The organism is Amycolatopsis sp. NPDC005003, from assembly GCF_053600695.1.
Genome location: NZ_JBSGAI010000032.1, coordinates 32,837 through 57,059, shown reverse-complemented (window position 1 = coordinate 57,059; position 24,223 = coordinate 32,837). Strand labels below are relative to the sequence as shown.

Sequence of the window (24,223 nt, the reverse complement as noted above, 5' to 3'; positions counted from 1 at the left end):
GCCCGATCCCGCGCCACGGCCGGGGATCGCGGCCCGCTCCGGAGGCCCTCCGGCGGGCGCCCGGCCGCGGGGCCGGGCGGAAGCGGAGGCCGTAACGCCGCACCCGCCCGCCGCGACCTCCCTGGCACGGCGTTGTGGCGCAACCGGTACGTCCCCGGCGAATCCCTGCGCCGGGGACGAAAGGTCCTCCCCGAAGGGTGAGCTCACTCGTTCGGCGCAGTCTTGGCCTGCGACGACGGCGTGACGGCAACGCCGTGTTGGGCGCGGGACTGTCGTACCGGCGAGCTAGTCTGCCGCGGGAGGAAGACCCCGGCCGGACAGGGAGAACCGTGGACCAGGAGACGCTCACCACCGTGGTCGGACGGGTGGCAGGCACCGAGGACTCGACACCGCTGCAGTTCTGCGTGGCCATCGATCCGGACGCCTACCTGCAGCTCGACGACGTCGTCGTGACCCGGCGGGAACTCCCGGGCCTCGGCGAAGTCACCTCTTACGGCGTGGTGACGCAGGTGACCGCGCGGCACGAAGGCGCCAGCTTCGGCAGCGACGTCTTCCTGATCTCCGACGGGGTCCTGCCCGCCCAGGTGCAGGAGATCGCCGAGATCGCCACCACCCGCGTCGAGCCCGAGTGCTACGTGCCGCCCAAGCCCGGCAGCCAGGTCTCCCGGGCCGTGGGGGAGGATCGCGCGCAGGCGCTGTACTTCGACAACATGACCCGCCAAGTGGCGGTGGGCCTGGGCCGCGACGGCGAACCCGTCTACCTCAACATGGACTTCCTCGACGGCACCCGCGGCGCGCACGTCAGCATCAGCGGGGTCTCCGGCGTGGCCACGAAGACGTCGTTCGCGTTGTTCCTGCTGCACTCGATCTTCCGTGGCGGCGCCCTGCCGAACGCCCACAACGCCAAGGCCCTCGTCTTCTCGGTCAAGGGCGAGGACCTGCTGTTCCTCGACACCCCGAACGTCCACCTCGACGAGAAGCTCACCGGCGAGTACCTCAAGCTGGGCCTGCCCGCCGAGCCCTTCGCGTCCGTCGGCTTCTACGCGCCGCCGACGCCGTCGGACACCACGGGGAAGCCTTACGTGACCGGGCGGACCTCGGGCGTGGGCGCGTTCTGGTGGACCATCGCGGAGTTCTGCGCCAAGGACCTGCTGCCCTACGTCTTCGCCGACGCCGAAGACGAGCGCAACCAGTACACGATGGTCATCCACCAGGTCGCGAACCGCCTGCGCCTCGACAGCACCCCGGCGGGCAAGGACGGCGCCGCGAACGTCGACGGCGTCCTGTGCCGCACGTACGCCGAGCTCATCGACGTCATCTGCGAACGCGTCACCGACGAGGAAACCCGGGCGAGCTGGGCGGGTGCGGTCACCGGCGCAGGCACGGTCAACGCCTTCATCCGCCGCCTGCGTTCCAGCCAGCGCGCGCTGTCCGGCCTCATCCGAGGTGACCTCGCCGACCACCCGGCGCGCCGGCTGTCCACGGAGAACCAGCAGGTGACCGTGGTGGACATCCACAACCTCGTCGAGCGCGCGCAGCGGTTCGTCGTCGGCGTGACGCTCGCCGCGGAGACCGCGCGCAAGGAGGCGGCCGGCCCGGGTGGGCTGCTGTTCACCATGCTGGACGAGCTCAACAAGTACGCGCCGCGGGAAGGCAGCAGCCCGATCAAGGAGGTGCTGCTGGACATCGCCGAGCGCGGCCGTTCCCTCGGCGTCATCCTGATCGGCGCGCAGCAGACGGCCAGCGAGGTCGAGCGCCGGATCGTCAGCAACAGCTCGGTCCGCATCGTCGGCCGCCTCGACGCCGCCGAGGCTTCGCGGCCCGAGTACGGCTTCCTCCCGGCCAGCCAGCGGGTCCGCGCCACGCTCGCCACGCCGGGCACGATGTTCGTGAGCCAGCCGGAGATCCCGGTGCCGATCGCCGTCGGCTTCCCGTTCCCGGCCTGGGCCACGCGGCTTTCCGAGGCCGGGCAGATCCCGGCGGCCACCGCCACATCGAAGAAATCCGATCCCTTCGCCGGCCTCCCCTCGCGCGGCAGCGACCCGTTCGGCGACGACCCGCCGCCGTTCTGAGCCCGCCGCCCACCACCCGAACGGAAGGACGAAGTGTGAAGTTCCTGCACACCTCCGACTGGCACATCGGCAAGACGCTCAAGGGGCGCAACCGCCTCGACGAGCAGCGGGCCGTGCTCGGCGAGATCGTCCGGATCGCGCGGGACGAGCGGTTCGACGCGATCCTCGTCGCGGGCGACCTGTACGAGACGTCGGCGCCGTCGGCGGCCGCGCAGGAACTCGTGGTGCGGGCGCTGATGGCGCTGCGCGAAACCGGTGCCGAGGTGCTCGCCATCGCCGGGAACCACGACCACGCCGCGACGTTCGAGGCGTACCGGCCGCTGCTGCTGGCCGCGGGCATCCAGCTCACCGGCGACCCGCGCCCGGTGCACGACGGTGGCGTCGTCTCGTTCGACGCGCGTTCGACGGGCGAGCGCGTCAACGTCGCCGTGCTGCCCTTTCTTTCCCAGCGCTACGCGGTCCGCGCCGCGGAGTTGCTCGCGGGGACGCCGGCGGACAACGTCGGCGAGTACGACCAGCGCGTGCGCGACATCCTGGAGCACCTCAAGACCGGGTTCACGCCCGGCGCGGTGAACCTCGTCATGGCGCACCTGACGGTGACCGGCGGGACGATGGGCGGCGGGGAACGCGCGGCGCAGTCCATCTTCGAGTACCACGTGCCCGCCACGGCGTTCGGCGCCGACCCGCACTACGTGGCGCTGGGCCACCTGCACCGGCGCCAGTCGCTGCCCGCCGCGTGCCCGGTGCACTACAGCGGTTCGCCGTTCGCCGTGGACTTCGGCGAGCAGGACAACACCAGCGTCGTGCTCTCGGTGGAGGTGAGTCCCACGACGCCGGCGAAGATCACCGACATCCCGCTGAAAGCGGGGCGGAAGCTGCGCACGGTCCACGGCACGGTCGCGGAACTGACCGGCCGTGCCGAAGAATTCGGCGAGGACTACCTCCGCGTGTACATCCGCGAAGCGACCAGGGCCGGGCTGCGCGAGGAGATCCAGGAAGCCCTGCCGAACGCCCTGGAAATCCGCATCGACCCGGAGTTCGCCGCGCCGGTGACGACGTCGAACGGCGACCGCGCGGTCGCGGACCGTTCACCGGGCGAGCTGTTCGCGAGCTACTGCGTCGAACGCACGATCGAGGACAAGCGCGTGCAGGCGCTTTTCGCGCGGCTGCACGACGAAGAGACGAGCGGGGTGTGACGTGCGGCCAGTGCTGCTGGAGATGACCGGTTTCGCGTCCTTCCGCGAGAAGACCGAGATCAGCTTCGAAGACACCGATTACTTCGCGCTCGTCGGGCCGACCGGCGCGGGCAAGAGCACGGTCATCGACGCGCTCACCTTCGCCCTGTACGGCTCGGTCGCCCGCTGGGACCACGAAGGTCTCGTCGCGCCCGCGCTCGCCCCGACGGTGAACCGCGCCACCGTGCGGCTGGTCTTCGACGCCGGCGGCGCGCGCTACCACGTCGTGCGGGAAGTCCGGCGCAGTGGCGGCAAGAAACCCACGGTCAGCGTCAAGAACGTCCGCCTGGAACGGCTCGTCGACCCCACGATGCTCGGCGGTCCCGAGGACGACGCCGACCCGGTCGCCGCGGACTCCGAGGTCACCCCGGCGGTCGAACGCCTGCTCGGGTTGACGTTCAAGCACTTCTGCACCTGCGTGGCGCTGCCCCAGGGCGACTTCGCCGAGTTCCTGCACGCGAAGGCCGCCGACCGGCAGAAGATCCTCATCAAGCTGCTGGGCCTGGAGGTCTACGAGCGGATCGGCCGCCGGGCCGGCGTGACGGCGGAGCAGCAGAAGCAGCGTGCCGCCGTCCTCACCGAACAGCTCGGCAGCTACGCCGACGCCACCGAAGAGGCCGTCGCCGGGCTGGCCGCGCGGAGGACGGCGCTGGACGAGCTGGACGCGCGGGTGAACGCGGCCCTGCCGGCGTTGAACGAAGCCGCCCGCGCGCACGAAGAAGCCCGCCAACGCGTCGCCACGCTCACCGCGGAGCTGGAAGTCCTCGACGCCGTGGAACGCCCGGACGGTGTCGAAGACCTCGAAACCCGGCGTCGCGAGGCGGCGGACGCGGCCACCGCCGCCCGGAGCGCGTTGGAGACGGCGGAAACGGCGGACGAAGCGGCCCGTGCCGCCCTCGCCGCGGCGCCCGCGCGCGGCGAGCTGGAACGGATCCGGGCCGCGCGCGCCGAACTCGCCGACATCGAGCAGGCCCTCCCGCGCCTCGACGAAGCGGCGAAAGCGGCGAAGCAGGCCAAGGAAGCTGCCGCCACGGCGGCGAGCGAAGCGGTGTCCGTCCTCGACGTGGCCCGGGAGAACCGGGACCGGACCGCCCGGGCGGCGGAGGACGCCGCCGCCGAAGCGGCCCGTGCCCGGCAGGACCGAGACCGCCTCGCCGGTCTGCGGCCGCCGGCGGATCTCGGGGACCTGTCGGCGGAATCGGCGCGGGTGGCGAAGCGCACGGCGGCCGCCGAAGCGCGCCTGCAGGCCGCCGAGGCCGCCGACGGCGAAGCACGCCGGGCCCTGGAAGCACAGCCGGACGTCGCTCCGCTCGCGGCCGCCCGGTCCGACGCCCGCACGCTGTACACGGTCTGCGACGCGCAGCGCAAGGCCGCGCCGGAGCAGGCCGCCCGCCGGGCCGAGCTCGAAACGGCGCGTGCGGCCCTCGCCGCGGCCGACGCCGAACTCGCCGCCGCGAAGACCGCACTGGCGGAAGCCGAGCAGACGGGGCAGGCGCTGGTGCTGCGGGCCGGGCTTGCCGTCGGGCACCCGTGCCCGGTGTGCGAGCAGGAGGTCGCGACGCTGCCGGACGCCGGCGGGCACGCCCACCTGGCCGAGGCCCGCGAACGCGTCGAAATCGCCGAACGCGGCCGCGCGGCGGCCGAATCGGTGGTGCGCAAGCTCGAACGGGCCGTGGACCGCGACGCCGACTCGGCCGCGTCGGCGGCCGCGCAGGCGGAAGAACTGCGCGCGGTGCTGGTGGAAGTGGCCGGTCCGCCCGAGTCCGCGGTGCTGCGGCGGCCGGTCGAGGCCGCTTTCTCCGAGCAGGACTACGCCGATCTCGTCGCCGCCGTCCGCGAACGCGGCGAGTGGCTCTCCGCGACGATCGACGGCCGCGCCCGCGTCGCCGAAGCCGCGCGTGCCGCCGACGCGGAACTGGCCGCGGCCCGCGCTGAACGCGCGGCGGCGCAGCAGGACGCCGATGTCGTGGCGAAGTCGTTCACGGCGGCGCGCGAGGCCCTGCGGGCGGCGCGGGATCCCCTGGTGGAGCTGGGAGCGCCCGCCCTCGACGGCGACGACGTCCCGGCGGGGTGGCAGCGCCTCACCGCCTGGGCGGCTTCCGCGCTGGAGGAACGCCGCGCCGAGCTGGCCGCCCTGGAAGCGGCCGCCGAAGCCGCGGGCAAGGAAGCCGTCGTCGCGGCGGAGGATTTCCGGACCGCCGAGCGGGACGCCGAGCAGCGGCGCACCCGGGCGGTCGACACCGGGCTGGCCGAGCAGTCGGCGAGCACCGAACTGGCGACCGCCCGGCGACGGCAGGGAGAGCTGGCCGCGTCACTCGACGGCGCACCGTCCGCCGGCGTGGTCGCCGAGCAGCTCGCCCGTGTCACGGAACTCGAGCAGGCGGCGAAGACGGCGGACGCCGGGTTGAGGACGGCCCGCGCGGCAGCGAAGCAAGCCGCCGAGAACCAGGCGGACATCGCGAAGCAGGTCGACGCCGAACGGCAGAAGCTGTCCCGCGCGCGCGACCCGCTGGTCGGCCTCGGCGCCCCGCCGATCGACGGAGAAGGCCTCCTCGACGCCTGGACCGCGCTCACGGATTGGGCGGCAGGCCAGGCGAAAGACCACCGCGAGCTGCTGGCCGTCGCCGCCACCGCCGAGGGCGCGGCCGCCGAAGCGTTGCAGGCGGCCGAACGCGCGGTCGCCGACGACGTCACCGCGCTCGGCGTCACCCTGCCGGAGGGGCCGGTGCGCGAGCGCGTCCCGGTCGCCGTCGCGGCCGCGCGGGCCCGTGCCGAAGCCGACCACGCCGATCTGAAGCGGCGGGTGGCGCACGTGGCGGGGCTGCACGAAGACATCGCGGCGGCGGAGTCCGAGGCCCAGGTCGCGCGGCTGCTCGCGGATCTGCTGCGGTCGGACAAGTTCCCGCGCTGGCTGATCGCTGGGGCGCTCGACACGCTGGTCGCCGAGGCGTCGGCGTCGCTGCTGGAACTGTCCGGCGGCCAGTTCGAGCTGACCCACGACAAGGGCGACTTCCTGGTGGTGGACCACAACGAGGCCGACGCCCGGCGCCCGGTGAAGACGCTGTCCGGCGGCGAGACGTTCCAGGCGTCGCTCGCCTTGGCCCTCGCGCTGTCTTCGCAGCTGGGGGCCATGGCGGCCGAGGGGGCGACGAAGCTCGAGTCGATCTTCCTCGACGAGGGCTTCGGGACGCTGGACGAAGCCACCCTCGACGTCGTGGCGTCCACTTTGGAGAACCTCGCCGCGTCCGGCTCCCGGATGGTCGGGGTGATCACGCACGTGCCGGCGCTCGCCGAGCGCGTCCCGGTGCGGTTCCTGGTCACCCGGGACGGCACCGGCTCGCACATCGCCAGGGAGGGCGCATGACCGTTCACCAATTCGACACGGTGGCCGGGATGAACTTCAGCATCGACGCCTGGGACCCGGGCTACGGCAGCTCGATGGAGGCCGAGGAACTCGGGCGTTCGCAGGCCGAGGTCGAGCTCGACGTCGAGGTGCCGGAGGCCGAGTGGGCGCCGATCGACCCGTCGCCGGTGTCGCCGCCGGAGGCCGTGCTGTTCGTCGACGGCGTCCGGCGGATCGACGCGCGCGTCTGGATCGACGACCCGGCCGGCACGAACTCGGCGTCCATCGGGATCTGCGCGTCCTACGCGGCGGGGGTGGTCTGCTGCTGCGAGGGGCAGGCGCACGTCGTCGGCACCGACGTCCGCCGGGGGCTGTTCACCGTCGCCCCGCAGGCCGACGACATCGCCACCCCGGCCGGGATCTACACCGCGCACCGGGCGGCGGCGAAGGAGGACAAGCCGCTGCCGGTGGTGCTGTCGTCGGCGCTGCAGGAGCAGCTGGCCGAAACCGAGCTGGAGACGGCGATCCGGGCGCGCACGGCGATCGACGGCCACGTGCGCGGCGACCTGCTGGTCGTGGACGGTCCGCTGCGCGGCCGCGCGCACCTCGACCGGGCCGTCGGGTTCATCAAGAGCCACCAGACGACGTACCTGCCCGGCGAGCTCAACGCGCTGGTCGGCCGGCTCGGCGCGCACCAGCGCACGCCGGTGTTCCTGATGGGCACGACGTGGGTCCGGCACTCGTGGTACCTGCGGCTGCCGTCGGTGGGCGGGCCGCCGTGGTCGGGCGTGGTGCGGGTGGAGGCGGCGCCGCACCTGGGCCGCGAGCAGGTCGCCGAGCTGGCGAACGTCACCCAGTCGGTGCTGGGCCGGTTCGCGTCCGTCCCCTACAAGGACTCGCGGGCGCCGCAGAACCTCTACCCGATCGCCGGGCTGGAGCGCGACCTGCGCCACCGCCTCGGCGACCAGCAGTTCGTGTACCGGGCGCTGCGGCTGGCCGCCGCGCGCTGACCCGGCGGCCGTCCTTTGTGGAGGGTCGGCCTGTCCCGGTCGGCGGCACCTCCGGCGTTAGGCCGATCAGGGCTTTCTTCGCCCAGGGCCCGGCCCGTCCGCCGACGGCGCCGCCACGCTTGAGCCGGGGAAATGGTCAAGTCCAATCCTACGTTCAAGTACGTGAACGCAATCGAGTCTATGTTTCCTTGTCACGTATGGGTTAGCTTGTCGGCCGTTGGTCCCGTCAGCGGCGAGGGAGACTCGATGCGCACCGGCCGGTTGGTTCTTGCGGTGGTTGTGTGGATGTCGCTGGCGGCACCGGCGGTCGCGGAAGCGCAACCCTGGCGCGACGCCCGCCGGTCACCCGACAGCCGGGCCGCCGAGCTCGTCGCGGCGATGACCCTCGACGAGAAGATCTCCCAGCTGCACCTGCAGCCCGACGCCGAGCACCAGCGCTTCGTGCCGCCCATCCCACGGCTGGGCGTGCCGGGCTTCCGCATCGCCAACGGCCCGGCGGGCATGGGCCCGGCCGACGACAAACCGCAGAAACCGGCCACCGCGCTGCCCGCCACCATGGCGCTGGCGTCGACGTTCGACACCGGCCTCGCGCGCCGGTACGGCCGGCTGATCGGCAGCGAAACCCGCGCGCTCGCGCACCACGTCTCCGAGGCGCCCGACATCAACATCGCCCGCGTCCCGCGCAACGGCCGGACGTTCGAAGGCATGGGGGAGGACCCGTTCCTCGTCGGCGCGCTGGCCGCGGCCGACATCCGCGGCATCCAGGAGAACGGCACCATCGCCGAGGTCAAGCACTACGCGGCCAACAACCAGGAGACCAACCGCCACGGTGTCGACGAGCGCATCGACGAGCGGACGCTCAACGAGATCTACCTGCCGCACTTCGAGCGGGCGGTCACCGAAGGCCGCGCGGGCTCGGTGATGTGCGCCTTCCCCAAGGTCAACGGCGTCTTCATGTGCGAGAACCCGGCGCTGCTGCAGGGCAAGCTGCGGGACGACTGGGGGTTCAGGGGGTTCGTCCAATCGGACTGGGGCGCCGCGCACAGCACCGTCGGCTCGGCGAACGCCGGCATGAACCTCGAAATGATCGACGGCACCTGGTACGGCGAGAAGCTGAAGCAGGCCGTGCTGGCCGGGCAGGTGACCGAGAAGCGGGTCGACGAGCTGCTGCTGCCGCGGTTCCGCACGATGTTCGCCTTCGGGCAGTTCGACCACCCGCCGGTTCTTTCGCCGTTGCCGACGGCGCAGCACGACGCCGCCGCGAAGGAGTTCGCCGAACGCGGCATGGTGCTGCTTCGCAATGAACACGCGCAGCTCCCGCTCGACGCTTCGGTGAAGTCGATCGCGCTGATCGGGCCGTTCGCGACCAAGGCCAAGACCGGCGGCGGGGGCAGCTCGGCCGTCATCCCGACGTCCACAGTGGACCCGCTGCCGGGCCTGAAGCAGCGCGTCCCGGGTGCGGTGGTGACCCTGGACGACGGCAGTGACGTGGCGCGGGCGGCGGCGCTGGCCCGGACCGCCGAGGTCAGCGTGGTGATGGTCGGCGACAACGAGACCGAGGGCAAGGACCGGCCGAGCCTGGCGCTGGAGGGCACCCAGGACGCCCTGGTGGCCGCCGTCGCCGAGGCCAACCCGCACACGGTCGTCGTGGTGAAGAGCGGGGGCCCGGTGCTCATGCCGTGGGCCTCGCGCGTGCCCGCGATCCTCCAGGCGTGGTACCCCGGCCAGCAGGACGGTGCGGCGGTGGCGGGCGTGCTCTTCGGCGACGTCAACCCGTCGGCGAAGCTGCCGATCACCTTCCCGGCCGCGGAGGCCGACACCCCGGCGAACACCCCGGCGCGGTTCCCCGGCGTCGATGGCGTCGCGACGTACTCCGAGGGCCTGCAGGTCGGCTACCGGTGGTTCGACGCGCAGGGCCGCGCGCCGCTGTTCCCCTTCGGCCACGGCCTGTCGTACACGACGTTCGCCTACTCCGGCTTGTCGGTGCGCACCGACGGCGCCGGCGCCACGGCGACGTTCACGGTGCGGAACACCGGAAGCCGCGCGGGCGCCGAGGTCGCCCAGCTGTACCTGGGCTTCCCGGCGGCCGCGGGCGAGCCGCCGCGCCAGCTCAAGGGCTTCGAGCGGGTCTCGCTGGCGCCGGGGGCGTCCCGGCGCGTGACGATCCGGCTGGACGCGCGGGCGTTCTCCGTCTGGGACACGGTGCGCCACGCGTGGCAGCCCGCGCGCGGCGCGTTCACCGTGTCGGTCGGCGGCTCGTCCCGGGCGCTGCCGTTGCAGGCCGCGCTCGTGCGGCGGTGAGGTCTCAGGCCTTGCAGCCGGGCGCGGTGGCCGCGGCGAGCATCAGCTCGGGCGACGCCGCCACCGCGCCGACCGGGTCGTAGGTGCCGTCGACGTCCTGCTGCGCCTGCTGCACGGCATCGGCGGCCGGGCCCTGGGACGCTTCGTTGCCCGGCTTGGCGCGGTCGAGCGTCGCCTTCGCCTCGGCCGCGCGGTCGCGGGCCTTCGCGAACTTCGCGACGAAGCCCTGGCGCACCGTGTCCCCGAGCGGCACCGGCGCCGGTGGCAGCGCGGTCAGCTTGTCGGCCGTTTCGCCGGTGCGGGCCGCGATGCCGCCCAGCGTCGCGCTGAGCGCCTTCTGCGCTTCGGCCACCGAATTGGGTGACGGCTGGTTGGTCTCGGCTTCCCGGTTGGTGCGCTCCCGGTAGCCGTGGACGGCCGAGCAGAACCCGTCCATCCACCGCACGGCGGCCGGATCGGCCTCCGGCCGGGACGTGACGGTTTCGACCGGGCTCGGGCTCCGTGGCGGCGGGGCCGCGGCCGGCGTGGTCCCGCACGCGGTCAGCAGCAGGCAAGCGCCCAGCAGGGCGGCGGCAATCTTCATCGTTCCCCCTCGCGTTTGCCGGGTACACGCGCGAGGGGGCCGGATGGTTGCGTCACGCGGCGGCGAGAGTTCCGCCCAAGGCCCGGCGTCCCTCGGCGGTGAGTTCGGCTCGCGTCCACTGCCCGACGGCGACGGCCCGCACGGGCCGGATCAGGCCGGCCCGCGCCAGCTGGTGGGCGGTGGCCTGGTCGCAGCAGGGCAGGCCGTCGACCCGCAGGTCGGGTTCACAGCTGCAGGTGACTTCGGCCCGCCCGGCCCCGACGGCCCGCAGCATCGCCATCGCCCGGCGATTCAGTTCGGTGTGCATGGTGGTCATCCCCCTCTGTGGTGCCGACTATGAGGAGACGTGTCCGCCGTCACCGAATACGCGAGTTCGCCCACGGTCACCCGAACGGCTCAGGTGCGCTTCCCCCAGCGCTGGTCGTCCGGTTCCTCGCCCCGCCGCACCGCGTCGAGGTAGGCCCGGTCGACGGCGAACCGGGCGGCGATCTCCTGCTTGCGGGCGACGGCACCGTGGCCGGGTATCAGGACGTCGACCTGCCGGGCGGCGTCTTCGAGCCGGTCGAGGACGGCCTGATACGTGTCGGGTTGCTCGTCACGGCGGGGGTCGAGGAGCGGGATCAGCACGTCGGAGAGCAGGTCGCCGGCGATCAGGACGCCCCGATCGGCGAGCAGGAGGGCGGCGTGGCCCACGGCGTGGGCGTCGTGCTCGATGAGTTCCCCGGGAATCGGGCCCTGGTCGTCGGGCAGCGGGGTGAGGAGCGCGATCGGTTCAAGGGGAATGTCCGGCGCGGTTTCCTTCGCCATGGCCTGGGCGCGTTCCCGGGCTTCCCCGGCGATGCGGGCGTTGGCGGCGGTGGCGTAGCGGGGGACGTCGCCCAAGCGCGGGTGCCAGAGCAGGTGGTCCCAGTGCGGGTGGGTGGAGAACCCGGCGACGACCGGGCTGCCGAGGCGGTCGAGGTCATCGGCGAGGGCGGTCAGTTCGGAGCCGTGGATGCCGGGATCGACGACGACGAGGCCGTCGTCCGTTTTCACGACGGTGGTGTTGCTCCAGACCCAGTCGCTCTGCCGCACCCAGACACCGTCGGCCACCTGATTCAACATCGGGTCAAGGTGCCAGGTGCGTGCTGCCGGCGCAATCGTTTTCGCGGCCTCGGCTCTGGTGGGTCGAGGCATCGCGATGCCTGCCGCCGTGGAGGCCTTGGTTTGCTGTGCGGCTCGCCCTGTGGCGGTGGCTTCGGTTTGCGGCGCGGCCCCACCTCGGTGGCCTTGCTTTGCCGTGCCGCCCGTCCTGCCCTGGCGGCTTCGGTTGCGGCGCGGCCCCACCGTGGCGGCTTTGGTTTGCTGTGCGGCCCGCCCTGTGGCGGTGGCTTCGGTTTGCGGCGCAACCCCACAGCGGTGGCCTTGCTTTGCCGTGCCGCCCGCCCGGGGGCGCCCCCCGGTTCCAGCGTATCGGCCGCTACCGACGGGATCGCCGGAAAAGCCGCTGCCCGGGCCCGGTTGTCCACAGACCGCTCCGGATGTGGACAAGCAGGCCCGGGCAGCAAGCCGGGCAAGACCTCAGAGGCGTTCCTGCAGGGCGTCCGCCGCGGCGAGGAGGTCCGCGGCCCACCGGGCCCCCGGCTTGCGGCCGATCCGCTCGATCGGCCCCGACACCGAGACCGCCGCCACGACCGTGCCCGCCGAATCCCGCACCGGGGCCGAAATGCTCGCCACCCCCGGCTCGCGCTCCGCCACGCTCTGCGCCCAGCCCCGCCGCCGGACCTCCAGGAGCGTCCGCTCGCCGAAGACCGCGTCCGCCAGGATCGTGCGCTGCGTGTGCGGGTCCGCCCAGGCCGCGAGCACCTTCGCGCCCGAGCCCGCCGTCATCGGCAGCCGCGACCCCACCGGCACCGTGTCGCGCAGGCCGCTCGGTGGCTCCGCCGTCGCGACGCACACGCGCTGCACGCCGTCGCGCCGGTACAGTTGCACGCTCTCGCCCGTGACGTCGCGCAGCTTCGGCAGGACCACGCCCGCCGCGTCGAGCAGCGGGTCCGTCGAACCGCCCGCCAGTTCGGCCAGTGCCGTACCGGGGCGCCAGCGCCCGTCCGGACCGCGGCGCAGCAGCCGGTGCACCTCGAGCCCGACCGCGAGCCGGTGCGCGGTGGCCCGGGGGAGGCCGGTCCGCGTGCACAGTTCCGCGAGGCCGCAGGGGTCGTCCGCGACCGCCTGCAGGACGGCCACTGCTTTGTCCAGTACTCCGATACCGCTATGCTGTCCCACGAACCGATACTAGCGTCCCGCACTTTGGGAAGTCCAGTATCTGGGAAAACCCTGAACTCGAGCTGCGCCCTCCTTCGCGGCTCGCACCCCGATCTCGCAGGTGCGCGCCCGAGTTCGTCGACGAACCGTGGAAGGAGCCGGAGATGACCAGCCCGACCGGCAAGGCCCGCACGCTGGCGGAGAAGGTGTGGGAAAGCCACCTCGTGCGCCGAGGCGAAGGCGCCGAACCGGACCTGCTCTACATCGACCTCCACCTGCTGCACGAAGTCACCAGCCCGCAGGCCTTCGACGGCCTCCGCCTGGCCGGGCGGCAGCTGCGCCGCCCCGACCTGACCATCGCGACCGAGGACCACAACGTCCCGACCGTCGACATCGAGCTCCCCATCGCCGATCCGGTCTCGCGCACCCAGGTCGACACCCTTCGCCGCAACTGCAAGGAGTTCGGTGTCCGGCTGCACCCCATGGGCGACGCCGAGCAGGGCATCGTGCACGTCATCGGCCCGCAGCTCGGCCTGACCCAGCCCGGCATGACCGTGGTCTGCGGCGACAGCCACACCTCGACGCACGGCGCGTTCGGCGCCATCGCGTTCGGCATCGGCACGTCCGAGGTCGAGCACGTCATGGCCACCCAGACGCTGCCGCTGCGTCCTTTCAAGACGATGGCGATCACCGTCGAGGGCGAGCTGCGCCCGGGCGTCACGGCGAAGGACATCATCCTCGCGGTGATCGCCAAGATCGGCACCGGCGGTGGCCAGGGCTACATCCTGGAGTACCGCGGTTCGGCCATCGAGGCCCTCTCGATGGAGGCCCGGATGACCGTCTGCAACATGTCGATCGAGGCCGGCGCCCGCGCCGGGATGATCGCCCCGGACGAGACGACGTTCGCCTACCTGAAAGGCCGCCCGCACGCGCCGCAGGGCGCGGACTGGGACGCGGCGGTCGAGAACTGGCGGCAGCTGCGCACCGACGACGGCGCCGAGTTCGACGCCGAGGTGCACCTCGACGCGAGCGAGCTGACGCCGTTCGTGACCTGGGGCACCAACCCCGGCCAGGGCCTCCCGCTGGGCGCCGAGGTGCCCGACCCGGAGCAGATCCCGGACGAGAACGACCGCATCGCCGCTGAAAAAGCCCTGTCCTACATGGATTTGAAGCCCGGGACGCCGCTGCGGGAGATCGCCGTCGACACCGTGTTCCTCGGCTCCTGCACCAACGGCCGGATCGAGGACCTGCGGGCCGCGGCCGAGGTGCTGCGCGGTCGGAAAGTGGCGGACTCGGTCCGGATGCTGGTGGTTCCCGGCTCGATGCGGGTCCGCAAGGCCGCCGAGGCCGAGGGGCTCGACCAGGTCTTCACCGAGGCCGGCGCCGAGTGGCGCCAGGCCGGCTGCTCGATGTGCCTGGGCATGAACCCGGACCAGCTGAAGCCGGGGGAGCGCAGCGCGTCGACGTCGAACCGCAACTTCGAGGGCCGGCAGGGCAAGGGCGGCCGGACGCACCTGGTGTCGCCGCTCGTGGCCGCCGCCACGGCCGTCCGGGGCACGCTCTCGTCGCCCGAAGACCTGCTGACCGCCGCCCGCTGACCACCCGAGGAGCTACCTGAGATGGAACCGTTCACCCAGCACACCGGCGTCGGCGTCCCGCTGCGCCGGTCCAACGTGGACACCGACCAGATCATCCCGGCGGTCTACCTCAAGCGGGTGACCCGGACGGGCTTCGAGGACGGCCTGTTCGCCGCCTGGCGCGGCGACGAGAACTTCATCCTCAACCAGGGGCCGTTCAAGAACGGAAGCGTGCTGGTCGCGGGGCCGGACTTCGGAACCGGTTCCTCCCGCGAGCACGCCGTCTGGGCGCTGATGGACTACGGCTTCAAGGTCGTCATCTCGGCCCGGTTCGCCGACATCTTCCGCGGCAACTCCGGCAAGGGCGGCCTGGTGGCCGCCCAGTGCGAGCAGCACGACGTCGAGCTGCTCTGGAAGCTGCTGGAGAACGAGCCCGGCACCGAGGTCACGGTCGACCTCGAGACCAAGACCGTGCGGGCCAAGGACTTCACCGCGCCCTTCCAGATCGACGACTACGTCCGCTGGCGGCTGCTGGAAGGTCTCGACGACATCGCGCTCACGTTGCGCCATGCCGGTGAGATCGACAGCTTCGAGGCGAGCCGCCCGTCCTGGAAGCCGACGACCACCCCGGTGACCGCCGGCTAGCCCGCTCGCGGGGCGGATCGCTTGTGTGACAAGGGATTCCGCCCCATTCCGGGGTGGTGTTTTCGATTACCGAGCGGCCCTCGGCAAGCTCGTTCACCGGGCTTTCGCACGAGGCGGAACCCGTCCCGGGGCAAGGGAAAGTTCCGCATGCCGTTTGGAATTTGTGCTGCGTTGGTAATACCGTGTCGCTAGTCGGCCGATGCGGCCGTGGAGCCTTCCTGGAGGACTGGACATGGCCAACAAGGCCCAGCTGATCGAGGCGCTGACCGAGCGCCTGGGCGACAAGAAGGCCGCTTCCGAGGCGGTCGACGGTCTGGTCGACATCATCATCCGGACGGTCAACAAGGGCGAAAAGGTCAACATCACCGGCTTCGGTGTGTTCGAGAAGCGCGCTCGCGCGGCGCGCACGGCCCGCAACCCGCGCACCGGCGAAGCGGTGCGGGTCAAGAAGACCAACGTGCCGGCGTTCCGGGCGGGGACCACGTTCAAGGACGTCATTTCCGGAGCGAAGAAGCTGCCGAAGGCAACGCCGGCGAGGCGCACGACGGCGACCACGTCCCGCACGGCCGCGGCGCCGAAGCCGGCGACAACGCGTTCGACGACGACGCGCACCCGCACAACGGCGGCAAAGCCGGCGGCCACGAGGACGACAACGACCCCGAAGCCGGCCACCACCCGGGCAAAGGCAGCCCCGAAGACGACGGCCGCAAAGCCGGCGGCGGCAAGGACCACGGCGGCGAAGACGACCACGGCGGCGAAGCCGGCTGCGGCGAAGACGACTACGGCGCCGAAGACGGCTGCGGCGAAGACGGCCACGGCGGCGAAGACCACCGCTGCGAAGACGACCACGGCTCGCAAGACCACGGCGGCCAAGACCACTGCGGCCAAGACCACCGCAGCGAAGACCACTGCGGCGAAGACCACCGCGGCCAAGGCCCCGGCGAGGCGGACCTCGGCCGCGGCGAAGAAGGACTGACCCGCCCGAAACTGTCGGACCCCTGCGGTAACGTGAAATTCGGGGGACCCCCAGGGGGCGACCCCCAACTCGACGAGCAGCTTTTCGGCAGGGCCCCGCGCCACGTGCGCGGGGCCCTGCCGCATGTCCGGGCCCTGCAGAGGAAGCAGCCCCGCTCGCCCGAAGGAAGGGCTCGAGTGCCCGGCCCGGTCCGGCTTGCGTGCCGGAAGTGTCGGCCGGCGTACCTGGATGGTCCGGGCTGCGTGCGGCAAGCGTCGGTTGGCGTGCCTGGAAGGTCGGCTCGCGCGCTGGAAGGGTCGGCTGGCGTGCCTGGGTGGTCGGTTTGCGTGCCGGGAGGGGCGGTTGGCGTGCCTGGGTGGTCGGCTTGCGTGCCGGGAAGGTCGGGCTGCGTGCTGGAAGTGTCGGTTGCGTGCCCGGAGCGTCGGATTGGCTCACCGCATGCGTCGGGTGCCGTACCTGGGCGGTCGGGCGCGGGGATCGAGTCGGTGCGCAAGCGAACCGACTGTCCACGCCGGTAATCCGGGTACGGACTCGCGAACCGACCGGCCGCGCAAACGATCCGACCCTCCGGGTACGCGAGCCGACCGTCCCGGTACGCCGACCGACGCTTGCCGAACCGTTTGGACGGGAAGTCACCCACTGCCAGCATCGGTGCACCGAACCGGCACCTCGGGTCACCCGCCCAGCCCAACCACCCGGCCGGGACCGGTTCCGCCCAATTTCGCAAAGTTGCTTGAGCGCCCGGCCGAGTGATGCCACGCTGCGTTCCTCGGGGCCCGCGTCCGGCGGGGCCGGGCGTGCGCGAGGCGAACCTGGGGGCGACCACCATCGACATCCGGCTGCTCGGCCCGTTCCAGGTGCTCGTCGACGGTTCGCCGGTCGTGCTGACCAGTTCCCGCCAGCGCGCGCTGCTCGCCACGCTCGCGCTCGCCGCCGGCCGTCTCGTGTCGATCGATGCCCTCGCCCGCGGGGTCTGGGACGACACTCCGCCCGCGCACATCCGCGGCAGCCTGCAAACCTACGTGATGCGCCTGCGCCGGCTCTGCGGCGAAGACGTCGTCGTCACCGAACCGGACGGGTACCGGCTGGTCGTCGACCCGTCCCGGGTGGACGCGCTGCGCTTCCTCCGGACCCTCGACCAGGCCGCCGCCGCGACGGAACCCGCGCGTCGGAGAGAACTGCTCACCGCCGCCCTCGACGGCTGGGGCGGTGTTCCTCTCGAAGGCGTCGGATCTCCCGCGCTGGCCGCCGAATGGGGGCCGCTGCTGACCGAGCGGTACCTCTTCGCCGTGGAGCAGCGGATCGACCTCGACGCCGGGCTCGTCCCCGACGCGCGGCTCGTCGCCGAACTCACCGACCTCGTCGCGCAGCACCCGCTGCGGGAGTCGTTGTGGGAACGGCTGGTGCGCGCCCTCGCCCGGTCCGGGCGCCGCGCCGAAGCGCTCGCCCGGTACGCCGGGCTGCGGGCGTTGCTGGCCGACGAACTGGGCGTCGAGCCGGGCGAAGACCTCCGGCGCCTGCACGCCGAACTGCTCGCCGCCGATGCCGATCCGGCCGTCCACACCGTGCCGCGGCAGCTGCCCTTCGACGTCGCCGGCTTCACCGGGCGCGGCTCCGAGCTCGCCGAACTCGACCGGCTGCCGCCCGGGGGCGCGTCCGGCATCGTCGTCATCGAGGGCACCGCCGGCGTCGGGAAGACGTCGCTGGCCGTGCACTGGTCCCACCGCGTCCGCGACCGCTTCCCCGGCGGGCAGCTGTTCCTCGACCTGCGCGGCCACTCCGCGGACACCCCGGTCACGCCCGGCGCCGCGCTGGCCGGCTTCCTGCGCGCCCTCGGCGTCCCGGCCGAGACGCTGCCTTCCACTGTGGAGGAACGTTCGGCGCTGCTGCGCAGCAGGCTGGCGGGCAGCCGCACCCTCATGCTCCTCGACAACGCCCGCGACGCCGACCAGGTCCGCCCGCTCCTGCCCGGGCCCGGCAACCTCGTCGTGGTGACCAGCCGCAACCAGCTGCGCGGCCTCGTCGCCCGCGACGGCGCGCGCCGCATCGCCCTGCGCTCGTTCGACGACCGCGACGCGACCGCGCTGCTCGCCGGCAGTGTCGGGTCGCAGCGCCTCGCCGCCGAACCCGACGCCGTCGCCGAGCTCGTCCAGCTCTGCGGCCGCCTGCCGCTGGCACTGGCGCTGGCCGGGGAACGCGCTTCCCGGTTCTCGGGCGTCTCGCTCGCCGGAATCGTCGAAGAGCTCCGCGACCAGCGGCTGCGGCTCGACACCCTCCGCGACCCGCAGGACGCCGGCACCGATCTCCGCGCCGCGTTCTCCTGGTCGTACAAGGCACTGCGCCCGGCCGCGGCGCGCTTCTTCCGGCTGCTCGGCCTGCATCCCGGCCACGGTTTCAGCCTGTCCTCGGCCGCCGCGCTCGCCGGTGCCGAGCTGCGCGAAGCGCGTGAACTCGCCGACCAGCTCGCCGCGGCCCACCTGCTCAACCAGCCCGGCACCGACCGCTACCAGTTCCACGACCTGCTGCGCGTCTACGCGGGCGAGCTCGTCGAAACCGAAACGACGGAGGCCGAGCGGGCGGCGGCGCTGCGCCGGCTCGTGGACTGGTACCTCGCCAGCGTCGCCGAAGCGAACAAGCTGGTCCGGCCCGACCTGCTCACCGAGGACATCACGCTCGACCCGCCGCCGCTGCCTGCCGTCCGCTTCGCACAGCACGAGCAGACGATCGCCTGGTACAACACCGAACGTCAGGCCCTCACGGCGCTCGTCGGCATCGCCGCCGGCCACGGCTGGACCGCGCACGCCTGGAAGCTCGCGTGGCTGCTGCGCGGGTTCTTCGCCGAGCGCCACGACCGCGACGACTGGATCACCACCGCGCGCACGGCCGTCGCCGCCACCCGCGACGCCGGCGACAGCACCGGTCTCCAGTACAGCGCCAACAACCTCGGCTCGGCGTACCTGCGCACCCTCCAGCCGGACAAAGCGCTCGAGGCGCTGGAGGAAGCGCGGGCGGCGTCCGAGAGCGGCGACGGCACCGCGCTGACGGTGGCGATCCTGTCCAACCTCGCCGGCGCCTACTACGTCCGCGCCGAGTACGCCGAGGCCGAACGCCACGCGCTCCAAGCCGTCCACCTCGCGCGCGACCACGGCCAGCGCACGTTCGTGCCGCACGCGCTCCTCAACGTGAGTGCCAGCCGCATCGGCCTCCGCGACTACGACCACGCGGCCGAAGCCGCCCAGGCGGCGCACGAAGCCTTCGCCGAACTCGGCGACCGGTACCACGCGGCGCTCGCGCTGGGGAACGTCGCCGAGGCCCTCGCGGGCGCGGGCAGGTACGACGAAGCGGAGCGGGCCGGCCTCGACGCGCTCACCGAACTGAAGGAGCTGAACGCCGACTACGGCACGATCGACGTCCAGATCACCCTCGGCAGGCTGAAGCACCGCAGGGGCCGCGCGCGCGAGGCGGGCGGCCACTGGGCCGAGGCGCTGACGGTCAGCCAGCGCCTCGGCGACCCCCGTGTCGCCGAGGTCCAAGCCCTGCTGGCCACGGTGCCGGCAGAAGCCCCCTCGCCCGGGGATGCGCCGTACCCCTAGCCCGGCGCAGCCCAGCGGGACCCGGAACAAGTACACCAAGATCGACTGTCACGGCGCTGTCTCGCGGCGACAGCGGCGTTCATGGACGGGAACCACCGGCTGCCCTCATCCGAACCGGCTGTCCACATCCGGGAGGCGCTGTGGACAGCTCCGGCCTGCGGTGGCCGATCCGCCGATTTTGACGGCAGGGGCCGATAGACTGGACCTGGGGACGTCCCCCTTGGGAGGGTGGGTCGCGGGGTGGGCGGGATTCAAGGGTGGTTGCAACACTGCTGCCCCCGACCCGCCGAGCCGTGCCGGCGACTTTGCCGACCCCCTGTCGGAGAGGGTGGCGGGCGGACGCCGAATTCAGACGTGGGTAGCCGGTTTGGACGCGGACGCCGATTCCGACGCGGACAGCCGGTTCAGATGCAGCCATCCGGCTCAGCTGCCGCCAGCCGCCGGTTCGGATGTGGACAGCCGGCTCAGGAGTGGCTGGGGGAGGGGGCCGGGAGGGCGCTCGAGTGGTAGTCCGCCGCCAGGAGCAGCGGGCCCTCCGTGGCCGTCGGCGGGCGGAACGACAACACCCAGAATGACCCCTTCTTGCTCGGGACCACCCCGCCGCGCGCGGCCGAAAGCTCCACCCCGTCGCGGTCCGCCAACGCGCTCACCAGGTCCGGGATCACGCCGCCCTGGCTGGACACCACCGATGTCCCGCCGTCCCCGGCCACCGCCAAGAGGCGCGCCAGGCCCAGGACCGGGTCCGGCCAGTAGCCCTCCTCCGAGAACAACGGCTCGTGCCGGACCTCGGCCGCGATGTCCTCCGCCACGCCGTGGACCGTCTGCACGCAGCGCAGCCGCGGCGCCGACAACACCCTGTCCGGGCCGAACAACCGCAGCACCCGGCGCAGCGCCGCCGCCTGGCGGCGGCCCGCCTCCGACAGCGGCCGGAGGTCGTCGTCGCCCGACCACTCGTCGCGCTTGCCCGCCTTGGCGTGGCGCACCAGCAGCAGCGTCGTCAAGCCCACCGGGAGCTCGCAGAACGCCCGCAGCACCCGGACGTCCTCCGGCCGGGTCAGCAGCTTTTCCGCCGCCGTCGGGTCCAGCCAGCGCAGCTCGTCGACTTCGTCGTTCGCCGAAAACTCGCCGGACACCGCCTCCGCCGCGAAGTAGTCGACCGTCTTCGGCACCGTGCCGGTGCCGGTGCGCGACGGCACCGGGTACGCCGTCCGGGCCAGGTAGCGGCCCAGGACCGCGGTGAACCCGGTCTCCTCCCGCACTTCCCGGACCGCGGCCTCGGCGGTCGTTTCGCCGGGGTCGAGCTTGCCCTTCGGCAACGACCAGTCGTCGTACCGCGGGCGGTGCACCAGCGCGACCTCCGTCGCGCCCCCGGCGACGCGCCACAGCACCGCGCCGGCCGCCCGTACCTCCTGGGTCATCCGGCGGCCCCGTGCAGCTTCGCCAGCTCCAGCTGGTGGTCGCGCACGCGCGAGCCCTCGGCCGGGAACGGCGACCATTCGCCGCTCGCGGTCAGCACCCAGCAGCGCGTCGCCGGGTCCAGCGCCGAATCGAAGATGTTGTCGAGCTGCGCGGTGAGCTTCGGGTCCTTGACGCGCACCAGCGCCTCGATCCGCCGGTCCAGGTTGCGGTGCATCATGTCCGCGCTGCCGATCCAGTGCGTCCCGCCCGCGCGGAAGTTGAAGATTCGCGAGTGCTCCAGGAACCGGCCGAGGATCGACCGGACGTGGATGTTCTCCGACAACCCTTCGACGCCCGGCTTGAGTGTGCAGATCCCGCGCACGACGATCTCGACCGGCACCCCGGCCTGCGAGGCGTGGTACAGCGCGTCGATCACCTGCTCGTCGACCAGCGAGTTGCACTTGATCCGGATGCCGGCCTGCTGCCCGGCCCGCGCGAGCTCGATCTCCTCGCCGATCGCGCGCACGATGCCGCGCCGGATGCCGTGCGGCGACGTCAGGATCGTCCGGTAGGTGTCCTGCCGCGAGTAGCCGGTCAGTACGTTGAACAGGTCCGTGACGTCCGCGCCGATGCTCGGGTCGGCGGTGAACAGGCCGATGTCCTCGTAGAGCCGCGCTGTCTTCGGGTTGTAGTTCCCGGTGCCGATGTGGCAGTAGCGCCGGATCGTCGAGCCCTCCTGGCGCACGATCATCGACACCTTGCAGTGCGTCTTCAGCCCGACCAGGCCGTACACGACGTGCACGCCCGCGCGCTCCAGCGTCCGCGCCCAGGTGATGTTCGCCTGCTCGTCGAAGCGGGCCTTGATCTCCACGAGCGCGACGACCTGCTTGCCCGCTTCCGCGGCGTCGATCAGCGCGTCGACGATCGGGGAGTCACCGGACGTCCGGTACAGCGTCTGCTTGATCGCGAGGACCTTCGAGTCGGCCGCCGCCTGCTCGATGAAGCGCTGCACGCTCGTCGAGAACGAGTCGTACGGGTGGTGCACCAGCACGTCGCCCTCGCGCAGCGTCGCGAAAACGCTCTTCGGCGTCTCGCGCTCGCCGAACGCCGGGTGCGTCGCCGGCACGAACGGCCGGTCCTTCAGCTCCTTGCGGTCCACAGCGGACAGCTGGTGCAGGCAGGTCAGGTCGAGCAGCCCGGGCACCTCGACCACGTCCGCCGGGTCGACGTCCAGCTCGCGCAGCAGCAGCTCGAGCATGTGCTCGCTCATGTCCTGCGCGACCTCGAGGCGCACCGGCGGGCCGAACCGGCGCTGCGCCAGCTCGCGCTCGAGCGCCTGCAGGAGGTCTTCGTCACGGTCCTCGTCGACCTCGAAGTCGGCGTTGCGGGTGACGCGGAAGACGTGGTGCTCGGTGACGTCCATGCCGGTGAACAGCTCGCCCAGGTGCGCGGCGATGAGCTCTTCGAGCGGGAGGAACGTCGCCGTCCGGCTGGTGCGCTCGGTCTCGACGCGCATCAGGCGCGGCACGTTGCTCGGCACCTTCACCCGCGCGAAGCGCTCGGTGCCGCCCTCCGGGTCGCGGACCGTCACCGCGAGGTTGAGCGAAAGGCCCGAAATGTAGGGGAACGGGTGCGCCGGGTCGACTGCCAGCGGCGTCAGGACCGGGAAGATCTGCTCCGAGAAGTAGCTCGACAGCCGGAGCTGGTCGGAGCCGGTGAGGTCGGCCCAGCCGACGATGTGGATGTCCTGCTCGGCCAGCTGCGGGCGCAGGTGCTTCTCGAAGGCGCCGGTCTGCCGCTCGACGAGGTCCTGGTTGCGCTTGGCGATGTAGCCGAGCTGCTCACGCGGGGTGAGCCCGTCCGCGCTGCGCACCAGCAGGCCGGTCTCGTCGCGGCGCTTGAGGCCGGCGACGCGCACCATGTAGAACTCGTCCAGATTGGACGCGAAGATGGCGAGGAACTTCGCCCGCTCGAGCAGCGGCTGCGACTCGTCCTCGGCCAGCGCGAGCACACGGGCGTTGAAGTCCTGCCACGACAGCTCGCGGTTGAAGTAGCGGTCGTCGGGCAGCGTCTCGACGGCGGTCGGCGCGGTGGTGACCGCGGGGGGCGCCGACGGAACGGCCCGGAACTCTTCGGCGGCGCGCGCGTTGCCCTGCGTGGAGCTGCGGCGCCGCGTCGTCGGCGGGGTGGCCGCCGCGGCCGTGGTCTTGCGGGTTCTGGCCTTGCCGGCGGTGGCACGGGCGGCGGTGTCGCGCGCGGTGGACTTCGACGGGGTCTTCTTGGCGGTGGTCGCCTTCTTCGCCGCCTCCGAAGATCCGTTGGCCGGGTTCCGTCGCCTCCGGGGTGCGGGCGTGCCGCCGTCGTCTGTGCTCACGGCCCCCATTCTTCACTACGTGACGCGGAAATGCGCAGGCCTCGGTGAAGGTCGGATGAACAGCTCAGCGCGGCACGGCGCACGGTTCGCCGAGGTGGGCGGCGGTGTGTTTTCCGACACCGAGGGCGCGCACGTGGGCGAGATCATCCGGGGTGTCGACGTCGCTGCGCAGGGTGGGCAGCGCCTGCGCGAGGGCGACGGCCCCGGACGCCGCGTGGTGCCGCGCCGAGCCCGGCCCGAAGCGGGGATCGAGGGGCTCGCCGGGCGCGGCCAGCAGCAGGGTGGTGCCGGTGCCCTGGCGGTCGGCGACGAAGGCCCGGCGGCCGGCGGCTTCGGCGAGGGCGGTGGTGAGATCGCCGGCGCGCAGGGCGGGGAGATCGGCTTGGAGCGCGCCGACGACGGCGCCCGGATCGTCGGCTTTGAGCAGGGCTTCGCCGTGGCGGAAGGCGGCGTTGAGGGTCTGTTCGGCGGGTTCGGCGACGATCTCGACACCGAGCTCGCCCAGCTCGGCGACCGCACCGGGTTCGGCGGCGACGAGCAGGACGCGCCTGACCTGCGCACTCGAGACGACGGCGGCGAGCGTGTCGGCGGCGAGGGCCAGCACCAGCCCGGGGTGACGGCGCGCCTCGACGGCACCACGCAGCCGCGACTTGCCGTCGCGGGGGTGTTTCATCGGCACGACCAGATCCACGTCCACGTGTCCATCTTTACCCGAAAGCCGGGACCGCCGGGGGCGGGCGGGGCGGGTTGTCCACAGGCGACGGGTGTTGTGGACAGGTTCGGGGTGGGAGGGGTTCGGGGCCGGGTTTCTGTCGGGTGGGGGCGGTAGCGTCGATTTCGGGGGTGCCCCGTTGGGGGATGGTGGCCCCCCTTGG

Annotated in this window: 16 protein-coding genes; 9 read left to right on the top strand and 7 right to left on the bottom strand. The window is 72.6% G+C overall.

All coding sequences use genetic code 11. The features are described from left to right. Positions 1–329 precede the first annotated feature (329 nt). The 5 genes from ACWED2_RS31760 to ACWED2_RS31740 all read left to right on the top strand — a co-directional run bounded on the left by ACWED2_RS31760 (position 330) and on the right by ACWED2_RS31740 (position 9,961). Positions 330–2,072, top strand: a complete 1,743-nt coding sequence (locus tag ACWED2_RS31760) for an ATP-binding protein (protein WP_449694185.1) — start codon at positions 330–332, stop codon at positions 2,070–2,072. A gap of 35 nt (positions 2,073–2,107) precedes the next feature. Next, the gene (locus tag ACWED2_RS31755) at positions 2,108–3,268 is read left to right on the top strand and encodes an exonuclease SbcCD subunit D (protein ID WP_449694184.1); all 1,161 of its coding nucleotides are present in this window, start codon (positions 2,108–2,110) and stop codon (positions 3,266–3,268) included. Position 3,269: 1 nt separating this feature from the next. After that, positions 3,270–6,671, top strand: a complete 3,402-nt coding sequence (locus ACWED2_RS31750; RefSeq protein WP_449694183.1) for an AAA family ATPase — start codon at positions 3,270–3,272, stop codon at positions 6,669–6,671. Next, positions 6,668–7,660: a hypothetical protein gene (locus ACWED2_RS31745; RefSeq protein ID WP_449694182.1), complete on the top strand. Its 993-nt coding sequence runs from the start codon at positions 6,668–6,670 to the stop codon at positions 7,658–7,660. The genes ACWED2_RS31750 and ACWED2_RS31745 overlap by 4 nt, the downstream gene beginning before the upstream one ends. 285 nt (positions 7,661–7,945) lie before the next feature. Next, positions 7,946–9,961, top strand: a complete 2,016-nt coding sequence (locus ACWED2_RS31740; RefSeq protein ID WP_449694181.1) for a glycoside hydrolase family 3 C-terminal domain-containing protein — start codon at positions 7,946–7,948, stop codon at positions 9,959–9,961. Between the two features lie 4 nt (positions 9,962–9,965). On the opposite strand, the gene ACWED2_RS31735 is transcribed toward ACWED2_RS31740, so the two are convergent. The 4 genes from ACWED2_RS31735 to ACWED2_RS31720 all read right to left on the bottom strand — a co-directional run bounded on the left by ACWED2_RS31735 (position 9,966) and on the right by ACWED2_RS31720 (position 12,806). Continuing rightward, entirely contained in the window at positions 9,966–10,544 is a 579-nt protein-coding gene (locus ACWED2_RS31735) for a hypothetical protein (RefSeq protein ID WP_449694180.1), read from the bottom strand. Positions 10,545–10,596: 52 nt separating this feature from the next. Beyond that, complete coding sequence (locus tag ACWED2_RS31730; protein WP_449694179.1) at positions 10,597–10,851, bottom strand: hypothetical protein; 255 nt, start codon at positions 10,849–10,851, stop codon at positions 10,597–10,599. 89 nt (positions 10,852–10,940) lie between these two features. After that, positions 10,941–11,648: an MBL fold metallo-hydrolase gene (locus ACWED2_RS31725; protein WP_449694178.1), complete on the bottom strand. Its 708-nt coding sequence runs from the start codon at positions 11,646–11,648 to the stop codon at positions 10,941–10,943. 456 nt (positions 11,649–12,104) lie between these two features. Beyond that, complete coding sequence (locus ACWED2_RS31720) at positions 12,105–12,806, bottom strand: IclR family transcriptional regulator (protein ID WP_051183801.1); 702 nt, start codon at positions 12,804–12,806, stop codon at positions 12,105–12,107. A 143-nt stretch (positions 12,807–12,949) separates the two neighbouring features. On the opposite strand from ACWED2_RS31720, the gene leuC reads away from it, so the two are divergent. The 4 genes from leuC (at position 12,950) to ACWED2_RS31700 (ending at position 19,576) form a co-directional block, all read left to right on the top strand. Continuing rightward, on the top strand, positions 12,950–14,383 hold the full coding sequence (gene leuC / locus ACWED2_RS31715) for a 3-isopropylmalate dehydratase large subunit (RefSeq protein WP_449694177.1): 1,434 nt from the start codon (positions 12,950–12,952) through the stop codon (positions 14,381–14,383). Between the two features lie 21 nt (positions 14,384–14,404). Next, positions 14,405–15,007 carry a 3-isopropylmalate dehydratase small subunit gene (gene leuD / locus ACWED2_RS31710; RefSeq protein WP_449694176.1) on the top strand — a complete coding sequence of 201 codons (603 nt, stop codon included), beginning with the start codon at positions 14,405–14,407 and terminating at the stop codon, positions 15,005–15,007. Between the two features lie 232 nt (positions 15,008–15,239). Beyond that, positions 15,240–15,983, top strand: coding sequence for an HU family DNA-binding protein (locus ACWED2_RS31705; protein ID WP_449694175.1), 744 nt, complete (start codon positions 15,240–15,242; stop codon positions 15,981–15,983). 797 nt (positions 15,984–16,780) lie between these two features. Continuing rightward, entirely contained in the window at positions 16,781–19,576 is a 2,796-nt protein-coding gene (locus ACWED2_RS31700) for a BTAD domain-containing putative transcriptional regulator (protein WP_449694174.1), read from the top strand. A 464-nt stretch (positions 19,577–20,040) separates the two neighbouring features. On the opposite strand, the gene ACWED2_RS31695 is transcribed toward ACWED2_RS31700, so the two are convergent. From ACWED2_RS31695 to cofC, 3 genes are read right to left on the bottom strand one after another with little or no spacing between them, the layout of a single operon-like run. Beyond that, complete coding sequence (locus tag ACWED2_RS31695) at positions 20,041–20,994, bottom strand: NUDIX hydrolase (RefSeq protein WP_449694173.1); 954 nt, start codon at positions 20,992–20,994, stop codon at positions 20,041–20,043. Next, positions 20,991–23,357, bottom strand: a complete 2,367-nt coding sequence (locus ACWED2_RS31690) for an RNA degradosome polyphosphate kinase (protein ID WP_449694172.1) — start codon at positions 23,355–23,357, stop codon at positions 20,991–20,993. Before ACWED2_RS31690 ends, ACWED2_RS31695 begins: the two co-directional genes overlap by 4 nt. A gap of 55 nt (positions 23,358–23,412) precedes the next feature. Continuing rightward, complete coding sequence (gene cofC, locus ACWED2_RS31685; protein WP_449694171.1) at positions 23,413–24,045, bottom strand: 2-phospho-L-lactate guanylyltransferase; 633 nt, start codon at positions 24,043–24,045, stop codon at positions 23,413–23,415. Between the last annotated feature and the right edge of the window lie 178 nt (positions 24,046–24,223).